The following is an 18,089-nucleotide window of genomic DNA, read 5'->3' as shown; positions in this document are numbered from 1 at the left end:
GGCGGGGACCGCCCTAGACTCCAGGGGTTCAGTTCAGCGAGTGGCGCAGTTCAGTGGTGCGTGCAGGTGCAGAATTCGGCGGTTCCGGCGTGCCGGGACGTTCAGTTGCAGGGACAGCAGTTGCAGGGTCAGGTCCTGCCGGGGTGATCCATGAAGAAACTCGTTCTGAATCTGTTGATGGTCGGCGTGGCCCTGACCGGCTCGCCCGCTGCGGTGGCGGCCGGGCCGGGCGTGGGGACGGGCCCAGGGACGGGCGTGGTCACGCCCATGACCGACAGTTTCTGGACCGGCTGGCGGCTGATCGCCAGTGACCGGTCCTGGTGGGACGGGCACCTGTTCTGCCGCTGGCAGCGCGATTACGTGCAGTTCAGTCCGCAGACGGGCGAGTACGTGGTGCGGCAGACGCAGACGACCGTCACGGGCGGCTACCCCTGCCCGGCTCCCTGATCCGCACGGCGGGAGCGGCGGCGCCGCGTGGAAACACGACGGGTCGCGGGTTGTGAACGGGACGGGCGGAAGCCGCATGACCCCTCCCCCACCCTGGCGACGGGGAGAACACGCCGCAGGGGGAGATCCCGGTGGTCCGGTTCTCCCCCTGCTGGGCGGTCATGGCGCAGCCGCTGCGGCTGCCGTGGGTGGTCAGGCGTTCAGTCGTGCGCTCCGGCGAGTTCCTTGCCGAACTGCTGCGCTTCGGTGCTGCCGGCCAGGGCGGTGGTGCTGCTCTGCCCGCCGCCGGCGGCCTGGGCGACCAGGTCGAAGTAGCCGGTGCCGACCTCGCGCTGGTGCTTGACGGCGGTGAAGCCACGTTCCTGGGCGGCGAACTCGCGTTCCTGGAGTTCCACGAAGGCGGTCATCTGGTTGCGGGCGTAGCCGTAGGCGAGGTCGAACATGCTCATGTTCAGGCTGTGGAAGCCGGCCAGGGTGATGAACTGGAACTTGTAGCCCATCTTGCCCAGTTCGACCTGGTACTTGGCGATGGTCTCGTCGTCGAGGTTCTTCTTCCAGTTGAAGCTGGGCGAGCAGTTGTAGGCCAGCAGCTTGCCGGGGAACTTCTCGTGGACGGCCTCGGCGAAGCGGCGGGCGTCTTCGAGGTTGGGCACGGAGGTCTCGCACCAGATGACGTCGGCGTAGGGGGCGTAGGCCAGGGCGCGGCTGATGGCCTGCTCGATGCCGGGGTTGACGTAGTAGAAGCCTTCGGGGGTGCGTTCGCCGGTGCAGAAGGGACGGTCGTTCTCGTCGATGTCGCTGGTGAGCAGGTTGGCGGCGTCGGCGTCGGTGCGGGCGATCAGGACGGTGGGCACGCCGCTGACGTCGGCGGCGAGGCGCGCGGCGTTCAGGGTGCGGATGAACTGGCTGGTGGGCACGAGCACCTTGCCGCCCAGGTGACCGCATTTCTTCTCGCTGGCGAGCTGGTCCTCGAAGTGCACGCCGGCCGCGCCCGCCTCGATCATGGCCTTCATCAGTTCGAAGGCGTTCAGGGGACCGCCGAATCCGGCCTCGGCGTCGGCGACGATGGGCGCGAAGTAGTCGATGTCGTTCTTGCCTTCGCTGGTCTGGATCTGGTCGGCGCGGCGCAGGGTGTTGTTGATGCGTTTGACGACGTCCGGGACGCTGGAGGCGGGGTACAGGCTCTGGTCGGGGTACATCTGCCCGGCGTTGTTGGCGTCACCGGCGACCTGCCAGCCGCTCAGGTAGATGGCTTTCAGGCCGGCCTTGACCTGCTGCATGGCCTGGTTGCCGGTCAGGGCGCCCAGGGCGTTCACGAAGGGTTCTTCCTTCATCAGGCGCCAGAGTTTCTGCGAGCCGTGCTTGGCGAGGGTGTGCTCGATGGGGAGGCTGCCGCGCAGTTTGACGACTTCCTCGGCGCTGTAGTTGCGTTTGATGCCCTGCCAGCGGTCCTCGGTCTGCCAGGTTTTTTCCAGGATCTCGGCGGGCGTGCGGGGGTTGGTGGTCATGGTGGGGCCTCCGTGGGGTGTGAGGGACGATCCGCCGCGCCCGTTGCGGGGCGTGAGGGGTCTGGCGTGGTGTGTGGGGTGCCCGGTGTGGGCGGTGCCTTTCGGTAGGGGCATTGTGCTCCCCGCACCCCGCGCCGGGAGGTGGTGTACCGGAGGAGTGCCGAAGTACACCACCCGGTCAGGTACACCACCTGCCGGTGATCCCGCCGCCCCACGCCCCTGCCGGGGCGGAGGGACAAGACACGAAGAAAGGGGCGCCCGGACTGCACCGGACGCCCCTTTCCTTGGAACCTTCGCTTGGGGCTCTTCAGCCGCGCAACCGTTCAGCCGTTCAGCCACTCCGCCAGCGTGGCCTCGAAAGCGGCGTGGTGGTCGTGGTGGTACAGGATGCCGTGGAACCCGGCGGCGTTCGCGGCGTCGATGTTCTCCTGCACGTCGTCCACGAATGCCACCTGCGCGGCCGGGATGCCCATGGCGGCCTCCAGCGCCGCGAAGGACTCCGGCGAGGGCTTCTTGTGGCCCAGTTCGTTACTGAACACCGGCTGGTGGAACCGCGCAAAACGCGGGTCGCGGCGCAGGTGATCGCTGACGACCGGGTAGTTGTTGCTCAGCAGGCCCACCCGCACGTCCTGCGACAGCGCGGCCAGCGTGGCGTACATGGGCGGGTTGTCCACGATGCTGCCCAGGTACAGTTCCTCGAAGTCACCGTACGGCATGGGAATCCCGGCTTCCTCCTGCAGGACCGTCCAGAACTGCGCCAGCGTCCAGGCGCCGACCTCCAGCTGCCGCACATGCCGGAAGTACGACTCGCGGACACGTTCGACCGGCACGCCGCTGCGGTCCGCGACGTTCTGGGTGCTGCGGCCGTCGAAGGTGCCGATGGTGAACACACCGCCCCAGTCGAAGGCGACGTGACGGTGCGGGAGGGCAGGCGGAACTTGATCCTTCATGGCAGCGATTCTGGCGCACTCGGGTCGCCGGGCGCGCGCCTCTGTTCAGACGGACCGCGCCGTTTCAGGGCGCGGCGGGACGCGCGGGCGGGTCGGGCGGCCCGTCGGGCGCGTCGATCAGCAGGCCGCGCCGCACCCAGGCGTTCAGGTTCAGTGCGTGCGACGCCTGCCACGCGCGGGTCCAGTCGGCGTCCGCGCCGAGCTTCTGCCCGCGCCCGTGCCGCAGGACGTAGGCGCGGTGCAGGGCCAGCAGGTCGGGCACCGGGGCGTCCGGGTGGTGGTGCTGGTCGATCTCCTCACTCAGGGACGGGGACGACAGGGTGGGCGAACCGGTCGTCAGGACGCACGCGACGCCGCTGGCCCGGTCACGCAGCCAGGTCATGAGTTGCAGGTACGCGCGGCCCGTCCGGGCGGACTCCGGCGTCTCGCTCCAGCGCAGCGCGGCGGTCGTGTCGGGCTCCAGGGTGTAGGCGCGCAGGTGCCGGACCTCGCTGATGACCGGCAGGTAGAAGGTTCCGTGGAACGCGGCGCCCTGCGCCAGCACGGCGGCGTGCAGGGCGCCCAGGCTGCGCGCCTGTTCCGGGGTGCTGCCCCAGGCGCGTTCCTCGAGCGGTTCGAAGGTCAGGTGTTCATGGACGGGCGGGCCGCTCACGGGGCGGCCGTCCAGGCGGGCGCGGCTGATCTCGGGCAGCAGGCCCACGGCACGGTCCTCACCGACCAGGCGTTGCAGTTCCTCGTCGGTCAGGGCGGCCAGGTTCAGACGGCGGGGCACACGCAGCAGGATACTGTGCGCCGGTCACGTTGTCAGCTCGACTGCCGGGCCGCCGGGGGGGGACGGGGGGCCTCCTCATCCGGCCGCTGCCTATAGTGGACGGGATGACCGCTCAGAATGCTGCCAGCCCCGACTACACCCGCGACCTCCGGCAGGTCGCCCGCACGCTGCTGGACCACCCCGGCCCGGTCGTGGTCGTGTCTCACGAGAACCCGGACGGCGACGCGCTGGGCAGCGTCCTGGGCCTGACCCGCGCCCTGCGCGCGCTGGGCCGCGACGTGACCGCCCCCCTGACCGCGCCGCGCTACCTGTCGTTCCTGCCGGAACCGGGCGAACTGAGCGGCCCGCTCGACGCCCTGCCGGACGGCGCGCTGGTCGCGGTCCTGGACGTGGACAACAACGACCCCACGCGCGTGGCGGGCGTGAACCTGGAGGGCTTCACCGGCCCGGTCGTGAACGTGGATCACCACGGCACGAACGCGCGGCGCGCCACGGCGCTCGTCGTGGACCCCGCGCGGCCCGCGACGGCCATGATGATCGCGGACCTGCTCGACGAACTGGGCGTCACCTGGACCGAGGCGTTCGCCACGCCGCTGATGCTGGGCCTGAACACCGACACCGGCAGCTTCCGGTTCGACAGCGTCACGCCCGGCACCTTCGAGTGCGCCGCGCGCCTGCGCGCCCACGGCGCCCGCCTGGGCTGGCTGAACGACCAGCTGGGCCAGAACCCGCCCACCTACTACCACCTGCTGCGCGAGGTGCTGGGCACCATGCAGTTCCTGCACGGCGGCCGGGTCGTGCTGGCCCGCGTGGACCAGGCGATGCTGGACCGCGCCGGCGCCGCGTGGGAAGACGTGGAGTCCTACGTGGGCCTGCTGCGCAGCGCCGAGGGCACCCAGCTGGCCGTGATGGTCAAGGACTACGGGGACCGCGTGAAGCTGTCCATGCGGTCCCGCGCGGGCGTGAGCGCGCAGAACGTCGCCGTGGCGCTCGGCGGCGGCGGGCACGTCCCGGCCGCCGGGGCGAGCGTCGCCGCGCCCTTCGGGGAGGTCATGGCGCAGCTCGACGCGGCCATCGCCGCCGAGTTGCAACGGGTGAACGGCCCGGCCTGAGCGCCGGCCGGGCGCGGCGGGCCAGCCCGGTTCAGGGCGCCGCCGCGCCCGGCGACGCCAGCACCACGTCCACCGCCGCGTTGATCCACGCGAAGGCGCGGCGGGTGTTGGGCATGGTGTACGTCTGCGCCGCGCCGCGCTGCATGAACACGTACACCACGTGCCGGTCGTCGCGGGTGTGCAGGTAGCCGCTGTACGTCAGGAGCCGCCAGCCGTTGCCGCCCTTGCCGCCGAAGGCCTGCACGCCCTGGCGGTGCGTGACGTTCAGGGCGCCCTTCCCGAAGCCGGTCGCCATGACCTCACGCTGCCACCGCTGCGCGCGGGGCGACAGGCCGCTGCGCAGGAACTCGTGCGTGACCAGCGTCCCGAACTCGTACGGGGTGCTGATGTTGTGCGTCCGCAGGTCCAGCGCCGGATCGTACCGGTGGTCGAAGTACGTGTTCAGCCGGTTCTGGAGGTAGTCCGCGCGGTAGCGGCGGGCGTCCGCGTGAATCAGGGTCGCCAGCCGCAGCCGCTCCTCGCCGCGCGCACCGGCCCAGCGGGTCGTGCCGTTGAAGGTGGGCGACAGACCCGCCTGCGCCACCCACCAGTCACGGGTGGGCAGGATCAGGCGCGTGTGGCACAGGCCCAGGTCGTCCGCGATGTCCTGCACGGCCTGCAATCCCACGCGGCGGTGCAGGATGTCTGTCGCGGTGTTGTCGCTGTGGCGGATCATGCGGTCCGTCAGGGTCCGCACGTTCGATCCGTCGAAGGGGTACGACCCGAGGCTCTGGTTGTCGCGCGTCACGTCGAAACGCTCGGTGGGACTCAGGGTGCCGGCATCGAAGGCGCGCAGCGTCGCCCACAGGACCGCCTGCTTGTACGTGCTGGCCAGCGGGAACACGCTGTCGGGGTTCGTCCCGACCGCCCGCAGCGGGGCCAGGGTCACGGGGTCCACCTCGGCCACCCACAGCCCCAGCGTGCCGCTGAGCGGCAGCGGCGGCGCCGGAGCCTTGGGCACCGGGGGCGCCCGGCGCAGGCACCCCTGATCGTCCCGGCCGCTGTCGTCGCGCTGCACCTGCGCCTGCGGCGGCTCGATCTGCCGCAGCACCACGCGCCCGTCGGTTCTGGCCGCGTCCGGCTGGCAGGCGGCCAGCAGCAGCGCCACCCCCGCCAGCCACCACCGGCCCGGACAGCGGAACGGCGCCATTCAGGCGGTCAGGGGCTCCAGAACCACGCCGACCGTGCCGGGACCCGCGTGCGTGGCGACCACGGCGCCGATCACGTGATCGCCCATGTCCTCGAGCGCCACGCCGCTCAGGCCGTCGCGCACCTCCTGACGGTACGCCTCGCCGCCGGGCGTCGCCAGGAACGCCACGCGCGCCCCGCCGTTCTGCTCGGCGTACTTGCGGACGTGATCCACGATGTCCTGCATGGCCTTCTTGTGGCCGCGCACGCGCCCGCCGGACTCCACGCGGCCCTCACGGACGGTCAGGATGGGCTTGATGTTCAGCAGGCCGCCCAGCAGGGCCTGCGCGCCCCCGATGCGCCCGTTGATCCGCAGGAAATCCAGGGTGTCCACCGTGAAACGGATGTCCGCCCGGCTGCCGATCCGTTCCAGGACGTCCACGATCTGCGCGACGCTGCGCCCCTCGCTGGCCAGCTGGGCGGCGCGCAGCACGCGCAGGCCCAGGCCCATCGTCACCGAACGGCTGTCCAGGACCGTGACCTTCCCGCCGAAATCCTGCGCGGCGAGGCGGGCGCTGCCGATGGTGCCGGACATCTGCCCGCTGATGTGGATGCTCAGGACCTCGTCGGCCGTCTTCAGCGCCTCGGTGTACACGGCCGCGAACTCGGCCGGGCTGGGCTGGCTGGTACTGGGCGTCTTCTTGCCGGCCTTCAGTCCGGCGAACAGGTCGCTGGGCGTGATCTCCAGGCCGTCCTTGTGCATCTTGCCGTCGAACAGCACGTACAGCGGCACGCTGGTCACTCCCGACTGCGCGCACAGGGCGGCGTTCAGGTCACTCGTGGAATCCGTGACGATTGCAATGGTCATTCGCTGATACTAGCGTGACAACGCACACTGTTCGCACGCAAGCCACCGGCATCCGCCGAACGTCCCCGTCCAGCCAGCAGGGCGCGCCGGAACGGGATGTCCGGCGCGCCCTGTCTGGCAGCGATCAGGCGGGTTTCATACGGGCTCCGTTTGTTTCGCCGGCAATCCGGAACTTCACCGGATTGCCGGCTCCACGTCCGGAACCCGTTTCTCTCTTACTCTGCGGAGCAGCTCTACGAGTCGCATCCGCTCGGACCCAGCGGGCTTTGCAGCCCATTCAATCGGAGTCCGTATCACTCACTGCGGGCGGACGGAACAGTCCCCACGCACCGTTCCGTCCGAGTCCGCGTCAGCCCTTCTTGCGGGGTTCCCACTTCTTGCGGCCCGTACCGGCCGGGCTGCTCTGTTCCGGTCCGGTGCCGGGGGCGCTGGTGGCCTGCTGCCCCTCTTCCAGGGCGTTCTCGCCGACCTGTTCCAGGTGCAGGTGCTCGGTGATGGGCGTCACGTCGGGCGTGGCGTCCGGCTGAGCGACAGGGGCGTGAGTGACAGGGACGTGAGCCACAGGGACGGGGTTCACGTCGTCCGCCTTCGCTTTCGGGGTCCACTTGCGGCGCTCGCCGGTCGGGGCCGCCGCAGCGGGAGGCGTCGCGTCTGCGGGCGCAACAGCCGCCGGGATCTCCGTCACGGGCGCGGCTGGAGTCTGCGCGGTCGGGGTCTGCGGGGCCGCAGGCTGCGCCGCCTCGGGCGACGGGGTCGCAGTCTTCGCGGCGCCGGGCTTCCACTTCGGCCGCTCGCCCGTCGCCGGGGCCGCCTGAACGGACCCGGTGGGCGGGGTGGACGCCGGGGTGCCCGCAGCCTCGACGACCGGCTCTGCGGCGGGTTCAGCGGCGGGTGCAGCCGCTTTGGCCTTCGGTGCCCAGGCCTTGCGGGCGGGGGCGTCCGTGCCGGGTGCCGCCGGGGCCGCGGCCGTGACGTCCGGCTGGGCGACAGGGGCGTGGGCGACCGGGGCGTGGGCGACGGGAGCGGGGTTCACGTCGTCCGCCTTCGCTTTCGGTGCCCAGGCCTTGCGGGCCGGAGCAGCAGTTGCCGGGGCGGTGGGCGCCGGAGCCGCAGTCTCAGCCGGGGCGGGCGTGACCGGCGCGGCACTCACGTCGTCGCCGCCTTTGGGCTTCCAGCTCTTGCGGGCCGGGGCGTCGGGAGTGGCCGCAGCCGGGGCGGGTGCCGGGGCAGGCGCGGCGGGGGCCACGTCGTCCGTACCGGCCGCTTTGGGTTTCCAGCTCTTGCGGGCGGTCGCCTCGGGGTGCGCGGCCTGCGCCTCGGGCTGGGTGCCCTGGGTCGCGTCGGGGCTGCCGGGCTGCGCGTTGATGACCGCGGCGGCCGTCTCGCCCACCACGGCGTCCGGGGCGCCGGCGCCGGGGCGTTCGCCCGTGCGCTCCATGGGCGTCTGCGCGTTGGGGGCGCTGACGATCTCGGGCTGTTCCAGCGGGGTGGCGTCCGCCACGGGGCCGGTCGGGGCGGCCTGCTGCCACGTGCCGTCGGCGCGCTGCACGCTCTCCAGCATGAGTTCCGCGACGTCCTTGACGATGATGTCGTCGCGTTTCTGCTTCTCGGGCGTGGAGTTCATCATGGACTTGCAGAAGGGGCAGCCCACGGCGACGACCTTGCCGGTCTGCTCGAACTCGTCGCTGGCCGCCTTGGCGCTGTCCAGTCGGGTCTGGAGTTCACGGAAGCGGTTGTCGCTGATGCGCTCTGAGCCTTCTTCCTCTTCCTTCCAGAACTGCGCGCCGCCGGCGCCGCAGCAGAAGGAGTTCTCGCGGCTGCGTTCGAGTTCCAGCACCTCGCCCGCCATCTGGGTGATCAGGTTGCGGGGCGCGTCGTACACGCCGTTGTGGCGGCCCAGGTAGCAGGGGTCGTGGTACGTGACGTTCTCAGCGAGCTGGGTCAGCGGGAGCTTCCCGGCGGCGACCAGGGTTTCGAGGTACTCGGTGTGGTGGATGGTGCGGTAGTCGCCGCCCAGCTGCCGGTACTCGTTGCCGATGGCGTTCATGCAGTGCGGGCAGGTCGCCACGATCAGTTTCGGTGCGACGGTGTTCAGCGTCTCGACGTTCTCCTGGGCCAGGGTCTGGTACAGGAACTCGTTCCCGGCGCGGCGGGCGCTGTCGCCGGTGCAGGCTTCCTTCTTGCCCAGCACGGCGTAGTTCACGCCGGCCTTGTCGAGCAGCTGTACGAAGCTGCGGGCGACCTTCTGCGCGCCGGGGTCGTAGCTGGCGGCGCACCCGACCCAGTAGATGACGTCGGGTTCCGGGTTCTCGTCGATGGTGGGGACCTTCAGGCCCTCGGCCCATTCCATGCGTTTGTCGCGGCTGATGCCCCAGGGGTTGCTGGCGCGTTCCATGCCGCGGAAGGCGGTCTGGAGCTGCGGGGGGAACTCGCCGGCCACCATGACCTGATGGCGGCGGATGTCGATGATGTCGAGCATCTGCTCGTCCTGCACCGGGCAGACCTGCATGCAGGCACCGCAGGTGGTGCAGGCCCAGACCGATTCCTCGTTGATGGCGAATTCCAGCAGCGGGTGCGCGGTGCTCGCGCCGCCCTCGAAGGGGGCGGGCTTGAGCGTGAAGGGGCTGGGGTGCGCCGCGATCACGTTCAGTTCCATGCGCTTGTTGATCTCCAGCGCGGCGGGGCTCAGGGCCTTGCCGGTCGCGTTGGCCGGGCAGACATCCTGGCAGCGGTTGCACTGGATGCAGGAGTACGCGTCGAGCAGGCGCGGCCATTCTAGGTCCTCGAGTTTCTCGACGCCCAGTTTGGGTTCGTCGGCCTCCATGGCCTCCTCCAGGCCCTTCATGGGGGGGAGGACGCCGCTGCCGACCGGGCGCTTCAGGGCGTAGTTCAGCGGGGCCATGAAGATGTGGATGTGCTTGGTGAACGGGAAGTACGCCAGGAATGCCAGGACGCTGCCGAGCGCGCCCCAGTACCCGAAGATGCGCCAGCCCTCGATGGCCTGTTCGCTGGCCCCGTTGAACAACAGGCGGCCCAGGGCGCTGCTGAACGGCTGGAAGGAGTCGTACCCGCCGAGCTTGCGGGCTTCCTCGGTCATCTTGGCGGCGTTGCCGAGGATGCGGCTGCCGACGTGGAAGGTGATGAACGACGAGACGATCAGGCTGTCACGCAGGATGTAGTTGGCTTTCAGCAGCGGGTGCAGCAGCGTCTTGTCCGTGAAGCGGAAATCCCTCTTGCTGGGCAGGAACAGGCGGCGGATCAGCAGGCTGACGACACCCACGAGCACCAGCACGCTCAGCAGGTCCGCCAGGAAGTTGTACCCGGCGAGCAGCGGGCTGTCCTTGGAGTAGATGTGGAACGGCAGGTAGCCTTCGAGGCCGTCCACGACGTTCACCAGCAGGTAGTACACGAAGCCGTAGAAGATGAACGAGTGCAGCACGCTGATGGTCGTGCGGCGGCGGAAGGTGCGCTCCTGGGTCAGGCTGACCCGGATGGCGTACAGGGCGCGCCCGACGGGGTTGCCGGTGCGGTCCTCGCTGGCGGGGGCGCCGCGCGCCACGCGGCGGTACAGGCGGTAGAAGCCCCACAGGCCGAAGCCGCCGGCAATCAGGGCGAAGAGGAAGAACAGCACTTGGTGAATCAGGGGCAGCAAGGGGCAACTCCTTCAGGCAGGAAACGAGACGGGCGGAAACTTGTACCGAGTCAAAGTATGCGGAAAGTATAGGGGATGCCGGGCATCAGGGAATCACCCTCACCATACCCCCCTCCCCCGCCCCGTCAGGCGATACCACCGACCCCACCCCGAAGCGTCAAGGCGGCCCGGCACACCGCCCACCGTTCCCGGCCCCCCCGTGCGGTAGCGTGAACCCGTGAGCCCCACTGCGAACGAACTTCAGACGTACCTCAGCGCCCTCGTGACCGGCGACCTGAAACTCTCCACCATGATCTGGGGCCCCCCCGGCGTCGGCAAAAGCAGCGTCGTGGCGCAGGTCGCGCAGAGGCACGGCCTGGACTTCGTGGACGTCCGGCTCTCGCAGCTGGCCCCCACCGACCTGCGCGGCCTGCCCGTCCCGGAAGCCGACGGGCAGGGCGGCGGCGTGTCCCGCTGGTACCCGCCGGAATTCCTGCCGCGCGGCGGACAGGGCGTGCTGTTCCTCGACGAGGTGAACATGGCCCCCCCCACCATGCAGGGCATGGCGCAGCAACTGATCCTCGACCGCCGGGTCGGCAGTTACGTCCTGCCCGACGGGTGGTTCGTGTGGGCCGCCGGGAACCGCAAGGAGGACCGCGCCAGCGTGTTCGACATGCCCGCCCCCCTCGCCAACCGCTTCCTGCACCTGACGGTCCGCCCGGACTTCGACTCGTGGCGCGCCTACGCCCTGGCACGCGGCCTGCACGAGCACGTCATCGCGTTCCTGACCTTCCGGCCCGAACTGCTGTGGCGCCTGGACCCGCAGCAACCCGCGTGGCCCAGCCCGCGCGCCTGGGAGATGGCCGCCCGCCTGCACCGCGCCGGACTGGACGCCACCCCCGCCATCGGGGACGCCGCCGGAGCGGAATTCAGCGCCTTCGTGCGCCTGTACGAACAGCTGCCGGACCTCGGCACCGTCCTTGAGGGATGCGGCGCCGGTCTGCGCCTCCCGGACGAACCCAGCGTCCGCTACGCTGCCGTCGTGGGCCTCGCCGCCCGCGCGCAGAGCGCCGACGAGGCCTACCACGCCTTCACGTGGCTGGCCGACAACGCCGGACCCGAATGGCTGCAACTGTACGTCGCCACGCTCGTCAGCAAATTCCAGGCCATCGGACAACTCGCCGACCTCGCCGACCTGATCGGCCGCGACGAACGCCTCGCCACGCTGGTACAGGGAACGCTGGAGCTCACGGAGGGGATGTGACGGGGGTCGATGGTCGATGGTTGACAGTTGATGGAAACGGCCGTTCTCTATCAACCATCAACCTTCAACTTTCAACACCGGGAGCCCCATGACTCCCGTTCCCGTCACGCCTGAATTCCAGCGTCTGATCTCCGGCTCCCGGTTGCGGCTGCGGGGCAAGTCGGCGTTTTTCGCGACGTTGCTGTTGCACGCGGAGTTCGTGCCGTCGCGGGAGGTGGCGGCGGCCGGGACGGACGGGGAGCGGGTGTACGTAAATCCGGAGGTGGCGGCCGGGCTGGCGCCGGACGTGCTGGACGGCCTGCTGCTGCATGAGGTGCTGCACGCGGCGCTGTCGCACGTGCAGAGGCGCGGGCCGCGTGAGAAGAAACGCTGGAACCGTTCGGCGGACCTGATCGTGAACGGCATGGTCACGGCGGCCGGGCTGCCCACGCCGCCCAGCCGCGCCGGGGCCGCGCGGGACGAGCACCTGGAGAAACTGAGTGTCGAGGAGGTATACACCGCCCTGGACGGCGAACCGGACGGGGACGGCGAGGACGGTGATGACCTGCTGGACGGCCCGCCCGGTGACGTTCCCCCACGGAACGGGCAGCCGTCCCAGAACGTGGCGCGGCAGTGGCAGCAGGCGCTGGCGCAGGCGCGCAGCGTGGACGCCATGAGCGGCGGGAAGGGCGACGACCCGCTGGGCCTGCACCGCGAACTGATGCGGCTGGCCCCGGCGCGACTGGACTGGCGCGCGCAGCTGTGGCGGTTCCTGGCGCGCACCCCGGTGGATTTCGGCGGCTTCGACCGGCGGTTCGTGGGGCGCGGTCTGTACCTGGAGGCGCTGGACGACGAGTCCCTGAACGCCCTGATCGCCGTGGACACCTCCGGCAGCGTGGACGACGACGCGGTGCGCGCGCTGGTGGGCGAGGTGCAGGGCGTGCTGGGCGCGTACCCGCACGTGCGCGCGACCCTCTACTACGCGGACACCGAGGCGTACGGCCCGCACGCCCTGTCGCCCGGCGGCGAGATCCCCCCACCGCAGGGTGGCGGCGGGACGGACTTCCGCCCGATCTTCGCGCTGCTGGACGCGCACGAACCGGACGTGCTGATCTATCTGACCGACGGGTACGGCGACTTCCCCGAGCAGGCGCCGCGCGTGCCGACGCTGTGGGTGGTGCCGCCCGGCGGCCTGGAGGACGGGGGCTTCCCGTTCGGGGACGTGCTGCGACTGGAGGAACACGGGTGAACGCCACCAGCCTCCCGGACGCCTTCCAGCGTGACCCGCACGCCACGCCCGGCCCGGACAGCGTGTGGTTCGTGTTCGACGGTCACTGCCTGATCCTGACCGCACAGCAGGACCTGCCGACCGGCCCCGCCGCGCCGCTGCCCGTGACCGACATGAGCGGCCTGGGTAGCCTGGACGGCCAGAGCATGTTCACGGCGGCGCTGGACGGCGACCTGCCCGGCGGGTACGTGAGCGTCCCGGTCCGCTCGGCGTTCGGGACGCTGGGCGACACGCTGATGGGCGTGGCCGGGTACGCCTCGCAGATCCTGGACTTTCACCGCACGCACCGCTACTGCGGCCGCTGCGCCACCCCGATGCAGGACAGCGCGCACGAACGCTCCCGCGTCTGCCCGAACTGCGGCCTGACCGCGTACCCCAGGGTCGCGCCGGTCGCGATGGTCCTCATCACGCGCGGGCACGGGCCGGACACCGAACTGCTGCTGGCGCGCGGCCCGAACTTCCCGCCCGGCATGTACTCCGCCGTCGCCGGCTTCGTGGAACCCAGCGAGACGCTGGAGGCCGCCGCGCACCGCGAGATCAGCGAGGAACTCGGCGTGACCATCACGGACCTGCGCTACGCCTTCAGTCAGCCGTGGCCGTTCCCGCACTCCCTGATGATCGGCTTCATGGCCCGCTACAGGGCCGGCGAGATCACCCCGCAACCCGGCGAGATCGAGGACGCCCGCTTCTTCCCGGTCACGGACCTGCCCACTCTCCCGCCCCGCTTCAGCATCGCCCGCGCCCTGATCGACCAGGCCGCGCAGGACGCCCTGAAGCCCTGAACGCAGGGTTTCCGGGGCTGACGGCATCTTCCCGACGACTCTCTCCCGTTGCTCTGCCCGGTGGTCCTGCCCGGTGGTCCTGCACGGCGGCTCGGTGGCCCTCATGAAGGCCGCCGGTAGGCCGGGCGGCGGCCGCGCGGCTACGCTGCGGGCATGAGGATCGTGGTGGTGGGTGGCGTGGCGGCCGGCATGAGCGCGGCGAGTCGCGCGCAGCGGTTCAGTCCGGACGCGCGGGTCGTGGTGTTCGAGCGGGGAGAGTACGTGAGTTACGGTGCGTGCGGGTTGCCGTACGTGATCGGCGGTGAGGTCGACTCGTTCGGGGATCTGGTGGCGCGCACGCCGGAGCAGATGCGGGCGCGCGGAATCGGCGTGCGGGTGCGGCACGAGGTGACCGGCGTGGACGCGCGGGCCGGAACGGTCACGGTGCTGGACCGGGCGTCGGGGCGCACGACGACCGAACCGTTCGACCGGCTGCTGCTGGCGACCGGGGTCTCCCCCGTCCGGCCCGACTGGGCGCGCACGGACCTGGAGGGCGTGCATGTCCTGCGGGACATCCCGGACGGCGAGGCGCTGGAGGCGAGCGTACGCGGCGCCCGGCGGGCGTGCGTCGTGGGCGGCGGGTACATCGGGCTGGAGCTGGCCGAGGCACTGCGCGCGCGGGGCCTGAGCGTGGTCCTGCTGGAAAAGGGGCCGGAGGTGGCGGGCCGGATGCTGGACCCGCAGTTGCAGGTGCAGGTGCGCGGGGAACTGGAGCGCGGCGGGGTGGATGTCCGCTGCGGCGTGACGGTGCAGGGCCTGACGGGCCGGGGGCGGGTGACGGGCGTGCAGACGGACGCCGGGCTGGTCCGGGCCGATCTGGTCGTGGTGGCGGTGGGCGTGAAACCGAACGTGGAGCTCGCGCGGGCGGCGGGGGTGCGGCTCGGGAAGACCGGCGCGGTCGCCGTGAACGCCCGGCAGGAGACGAACGTGCCGGGCGTGTACTCGGCCGGGGACAACACCGAGAGTCTGCACCGGGTCACGCGCCGCCGCGTCCACATTCCGCTGGGGCTGCCCGCCAACCGCATGGGCCGCGTGGCGGGCGTGAACATGGCTGGCGGGAACGCCCGCTTTCCCGGCGTGGTCGGGACCGGCATCTTCAGGACGTTCGAGCTGGGCGTGGCCCGCACCGGCCTGACGCAGACCGAGGCGGAGGAACTGGACCTGAACGCCGTGAGCGTGGACGTGACCAGCACCGACCACGCCGGCTACCACGGCAGTTCCCGGCCCATTCACGTGCGCCTGACCGGCGAGCGTGGCAGCGGGCGGCTGCTGGGCGCGCAGCTGATCGGCCACAACCACCTGAGCGTCAAGCGGGTGGATGTCGTCGCGGCCCTGCTGGGGCGGCGGGGCACCGCGCAGGACCTGTTCGACGCGGACCTCGCGTACGCCCCGCCGTTCAGCGGCGTGTGGGACGTGCTGCTGGTGGCTGCCGACCGCCTGCACCGGATGATCTGAACAACGCCCGCCCCGTGCGTGGGGCGGGCGGTACGGGCTCTACGCGCGGACGAGGTAGGCGCTGTCGATCACGTCGAGTTCGCGGACCTGCGCGAGCTGCCCCGGCGTCAGGGCGTCGTCGAGGGTCAGGGTGAACAGCGCCTGTCCGCCCTTCTCGGCGCGGCCGAGGGCCATCCCGGCGATGTTCACGCCCCAGCTGCCGAGCAGGGTGCTGAGTTTGGCGACCGCGCCGGGTTTGTCCTGGTTGCTGGCGATCAGGATGTACCCGTCGGGTTCGAGTTCCACGCGGAAGTCCCGCAGGCGGGTCAGGCGGGGGCTGCGGCCGAAGACGGTGCCGCCGACGGTGCGGGTGCGTTCCTTGTGGCCGTCGCCGCCCGTGACCTTCACGATGACCTCGGTCTGGTAGTCGGGGCTGTCGCCTTCCTCGCGGATGGCGATGTTCACGCCGCGTTCGCGGGCCAGGGCGCGGGCGTTGATCATGTTCGGCGTCTCGTCGGTGCTGCCGCTCAGGTAGCCGACCAGGACGCTCGTGACGACCGGGGCGGGGTCGGCGGGGAACTCGCCGCGGAAGGTGACTTCCACGTCGTGCGCGCCGGGCAGCAGTTGCGACAGGACGCGGCCCAGCTTGTCGCCGAGTTTCAGGTAGCCGCCCAGAGCTTCCATGGTCTTGGCGTCCAGGGCGGGGGCGTTCACGGCGCCCTTGCTGACGTCGCCGTGCAGGGCGTCGAGGACGCGGGAGACGATCTCGGCGCCCACGCGTTCCTGCGCCTCGAAGGTGTTGGCGCCCAGGTGCGCGGTGATGCCCAGGTTCGGGGCGCCCAGGAAGGGGTGGTCCGGGGTGGGGGGTTCGTCCACGAACACGTCCACCCCGGCGGCGAACAGGTGGCCGCTGTGCAGGGCGTCCACGAGGGCCTGTTCGTCGATGATGCCGCCGCGCGCGGCGTTCACGGCGACCGCACCCTTCTTCAGGCGGGCGAGCTGCTCGGCGCCGATCATGCCGCGCGTCTCGTCGGTCAGGGGGGTATGCACGGTGATGGCGTCCACCTGAGCCAGCAGCTCGTCCAGGGTGGCGGCGCGCGTGACGCCCAGCCGCTCGAACTTGCTGTCCGGCACGTAGGGGTCGAAGGCGACGACGTTCATGCGCAGGCCCTGGGCGCGGTCCGCGACGATGCTGCCGATGCGGCCCAGCCCGACGATGCCCAGGGTCTTGTCCTTGAGTTCCAGGCCCAGGTACTTACGGTCCCACTGTCCGGCGCGGGTCAGGCTGTCGCTACGGGTCAGGCCGCGCGCGGCGGCCATCAGGTGCATGACGGCCAGTTCGGCGGCCGAGACGTTGTTGCTTTCCGGGGCGTTCAGCACCAGCAGGCCGCGCAGGCTGGCGTAGTCGAGGTCGATGTTGTCCACGCCCACGCCGCCGCGCCCGATGACTTTCAGGCGGGGGCCGGCCGCGTCGATCAGTTCCCGGTCGACCTTGGTGCGGCTGCGGGTGATCAGGGCGTCGTACTCGGGCAGGCGGCGCAGCGTCTCGGCGCGGTCCATGTTGCCCTGGTAGTCGATCTGGAACCCGGCGTGCTCCAGGTTGCCGGGGTTCATCTCGTCGCAGATCAGGACGCGCAGGAGGGCGGCCTGTTCGGGGGTGGGCGCGGGTGCGGTCATGCACAGAGGGTAAGCGCCCGGCGCGGGAAGGGGCAGGATTTGGCTAGGGGGAAGGGCGCCGGGAGCCTCTGCGGGGCAGGACTGGTTACAGCCGGACGTCGAGCGGCAGGGCCGCGCCGAGCCGCTCGCCGTAGGTGCTGCTGTCGATCTCGCGCACGCCCAGCGTCTCCAGGTGCGGGTTCTGGATCTGGGCGTCCAGCAGCGTGAAGCCTCGGGCGTGCAGGTGCGCGGCCAGGAGAATCAGGGCGGCCTTACTGGCGTTCGTGACGCGGTGGAATTTGCTCTCGGCGATGAACGCGCCGCCCAGCGCGAGGCCCAGCACGCCGCCCGCCAGTTCGCCGCCGCGCCAGACCTCGAAGGAGTGCGCCAGTCCCTGCGCGTGCAGGTGGGTGTACAGGGCGGCGAGTTCGTCGCTGATCCACTCGCCGTCGCGGGGCGCGCTGCCCGGCAGTTCGCCCCGGCAGCCGGCGACGACCTGCGCGAAGGCGGTGTCCACGCGCGGCTCGAAGTGCTTCAGGTCGCGGCGCAGGCGGCGGGCGACGTGCAGGCCGTCGCGTTCCGTGAGCGGCACGACGGCGCGGTTCTCGACGGAGTACCACATCAGGCCGTCGCCGTTGTCCATCAGGAACGCGCCCGAGGCGTAGTGGCGGGCGACCTCGCGGGTCAGGGGGTCCGGGTGATTCAGGAAGGTGCGGGCGGGCGGCAAGGTCAGTCTCCGGCCGGGGTGGGTTTCGGGTACAGGACGGCCTGCGTGCAGCGGAACAGGGCCATCAGGTGGCCGTCCGGGCCGGTCACCTCGGCGTCCCAGACCTGCGTGGTGCGGCCGGCGTGGACCTTGCGGGCCTCGCAGCGGACGGTGCCCTCGCGGGCGGTGCCCAGGTGGTTGCTCTTGAGTTCGATGGTGGTAAAGCCGCTGGCGCCGGGCGGCAGCAGCATGCGGGTGCCGTAGCCGCAGGTGGTGTCGGCCAGCGCGACGACGCTCGCGGCGTGCAGGAAGCCGTTCGGGGCGAGCAGTTCGGGGCGGACGGTCAGTTCGCTGCGCAGCAGGCCCGCCTCGGCGTGCGTGAAGCGGATGCCGATCAGGCCCGGCAGGCGGCCGGCCCCGAAGGCGGTCAGGGCGTCCGGGGTGGGCGACTCGGTGAAGGTGGGGGCGCTCATGCCTGCCAGCGTA

The 18,089-nt window shown here is 71.1% G+C and carries 15 protein-coding genes; 6 read left to right on the top strand and 9 right to left on the bottom strand.

Annotated elements, in window-relative coordinates; genetic code table 11:
* Positions 1-150: 150 nt before the first annotated feature.
* Positions 151-447 (top strand): hypothetical protein, encoded by a 297-nt coding sequence (locus CBQ26_RS05145; RefSeq protein WP_088247463.1) that lies wholly within the window; start codon positions 151-153, stop codon positions 445-447.
* A gap of 200 nt (positions 448-647) precedes the next feature.
* On the opposite strand, the gene aceA is transcribed toward CBQ26_RS05145, so the two are convergent.
* From aceA to CBQ26_RS05130, 3 genes are all read right to left on the bottom strand, one after another.
* A complete protein-coding gene (gene aceA, locus CBQ26_RS05140; RefSeq protein WP_088247462.1) occupies positions 648-1,955 on the bottom strand; it encodes an isocitrate lyase in 1,308 nt (435 codons plus the stop codon).
* A gap of 323 nt (positions 1,956-2,278) precedes the next feature.
* A complete protein-coding gene (locus CBQ26_RS05135; protein WP_088247461.1) occupies positions 2,279-2,905 on the bottom strand; it encodes an HAD family hydrolase in 627 nt (208 codons plus the stop codon).
* Between the two features lie 64 nt (positions 2,906-2,969).
* Positions 2,970-3,677: a hypothetical protein gene (locus CBQ26_RS05130; protein ID WP_088247460.1), complete on the bottom strand. Its 708-nt coding sequence runs from the start codon at positions 3,675-3,677 to the stop codon at positions 2,970-2,972.
* 104 nt (positions 3,678-3,781) lie between these two features.
* On the opposite strand from CBQ26_RS05130, the gene CBQ26_RS05125 reads away from it, so the two are divergent.
* A complete protein-coding gene (locus CBQ26_RS05125) occupies positions 3,782-4,789 on the top strand; it encodes a DHH family phosphoesterase (RefSeq protein ID WP_088247459.1) in 1,008 nt (335 codons plus the stop codon).
* 31 nt (positions 4,790-4,820) lie between these two features.
* Here the strand turns inward: CBQ26_RS05125 and CBQ26_RS05120 are convergent, their stop codons facing one another.
* The 3 genes from CBQ26_RS05120 to CBQ26_RS05110 all read right to left on the bottom strand — a co-directional run bounded on the left by CBQ26_RS05120 (position 4,821) and on the right by CBQ26_RS05110 (position 10,476).
* The gene (locus tag CBQ26_RS05120) at positions 4,821-5,978 is read right to left on the bottom strand and encodes a serine hydrolase (RefSeq protein ID WP_088247458.1); all 1,158 of its coding nucleotides are present in this window, start codon (positions 5,976-5,978) and stop codon (positions 4,821-4,823) included.
* The gene (locus CBQ26_RS05115) at positions 5,979-6,824 is read right to left on the bottom strand and encodes a DegV family protein (RefSeq protein WP_088247457.1); all 846 of its coding nucleotides are present in this window, start codon (positions 6,822-6,824) and stop codon (positions 5,979-5,981) included. It abuts the gene before it with no gap.
* Between the two features lie 349 nt (positions 6,825-7,173).
* Positions 7,174-10,476 (bottom strand): heterodisulfide reductase-related iron-sulfur binding cluster, encoded by a 3,303-nt coding sequence (locus tag CBQ26_RS05110; RefSeq protein WP_088247456.1) that lies wholly within the window; start codon positions 10,474-10,476, stop codon positions 7,174-7,176.
* 217 nt (positions 10,477-10,693) lie between these two features.
* On the opposite strand from CBQ26_RS05110, the gene CBQ26_RS05105 reads away from it, so the two are divergent.
* The 4 genes from CBQ26_RS05105 (at position 10,694) to CBQ26_RS05090 (ending at position 15,262) form a co-directional block, all read left to right on the top strand.
* Positions 10,694-11,719: an ATP-binding protein gene (locus CBQ26_RS05105; protein ID WP_088247455.1), complete on the top strand. Its 1,026-nt coding sequence runs from the start codon at positions 10,694-10,696 to the stop codon at positions 11,717-11,719.
* Between the two features lie 88 nt (positions 11,720-11,807).
* On the top strand, positions 11,808-12,947 hold the full coding sequence (locus CBQ26_RS05100) for a vWA domain-containing protein (RefSeq protein ID WP_088247454.1): 1,140 nt from the start codon (positions 11,808-11,810) through the stop codon (positions 12,945-12,947).
* Positions 12,944-13,768, top strand: a complete 825-nt coding sequence (nudC, locus tag CBQ26_RS05095) for an NAD(+) diphosphatase (RefSeq protein WP_244897985.1) — start codon at positions 12,944-12,946, stop codon at positions 13,766-13,768. The genes CBQ26_RS05100 and nudC overlap by 4 nt, the downstream gene beginning before the upstream one ends.
* Before the next feature lie 153 nt (positions 13,769-13,921).
* Positions 13,922-15,262, top strand: a complete 1,341-nt coding sequence (locus CBQ26_RS05090) for an FAD-dependent oxidoreductase (RefSeq protein ID WP_088247453.1) — start codon at positions 13,922-13,924, stop codon at positions 15,260-15,262.
* Between the two features lie 39 nt (positions 15,263-15,301).
* Here CBQ26_RS05090 and serA read toward each other — a convergent pair whose 3' ends face one another.
* The 3 genes from serA to CBQ26_RS05075 form a co-directional block, all read right to left on the bottom strand.
* Entirely contained in the window at positions 15,302-16,918 is a 1,617-nt protein-coding gene (gene serA / locus CBQ26_RS05085; RefSeq protein WP_088247452.1) for a phosphoglycerate dehydrogenase, read from the bottom strand.
* Between the two features lie 85 nt (positions 16,919-17,003).
* Entirely contained in the window at positions 17,004-17,624 is a 621-nt protein-coding gene (gene aat / locus CBQ26_RS05080; protein WP_088247451.1) for a leucyl/phenylalanyl-tRNA--protein transferase, read from the bottom strand.
* A gap of 2 nt (positions 17,625-17,626) precedes the next feature.
* The gene (locus CBQ26_RS05075) at positions 17,627-18,076 is read right to left on the bottom strand and encodes a PaaI family thioesterase (RefSeq protein WP_172417922.1); all 450 of its coding nucleotides are present in this window, start codon (positions 18,074-18,076) and stop codon (positions 17,627-17,629) included.
* Positions 18,077-18,089: the final 13 nt, after the last annotated feature.

Source organism: Deinococcus indicus, assembly GCF_002198095.1.
Taxonomy (GTDB): domain Bacteria; phylum Deinococcota; class Deinococci; order Deinococcales; family Deinococcaceae; genus Deinococcus; species Deinococcus caeni.
The sequence above is the reverse complement of the archived record's forward strand: the minus strand, read 5'-3'. Positions and strand labels throughout refer to the sequence as shown.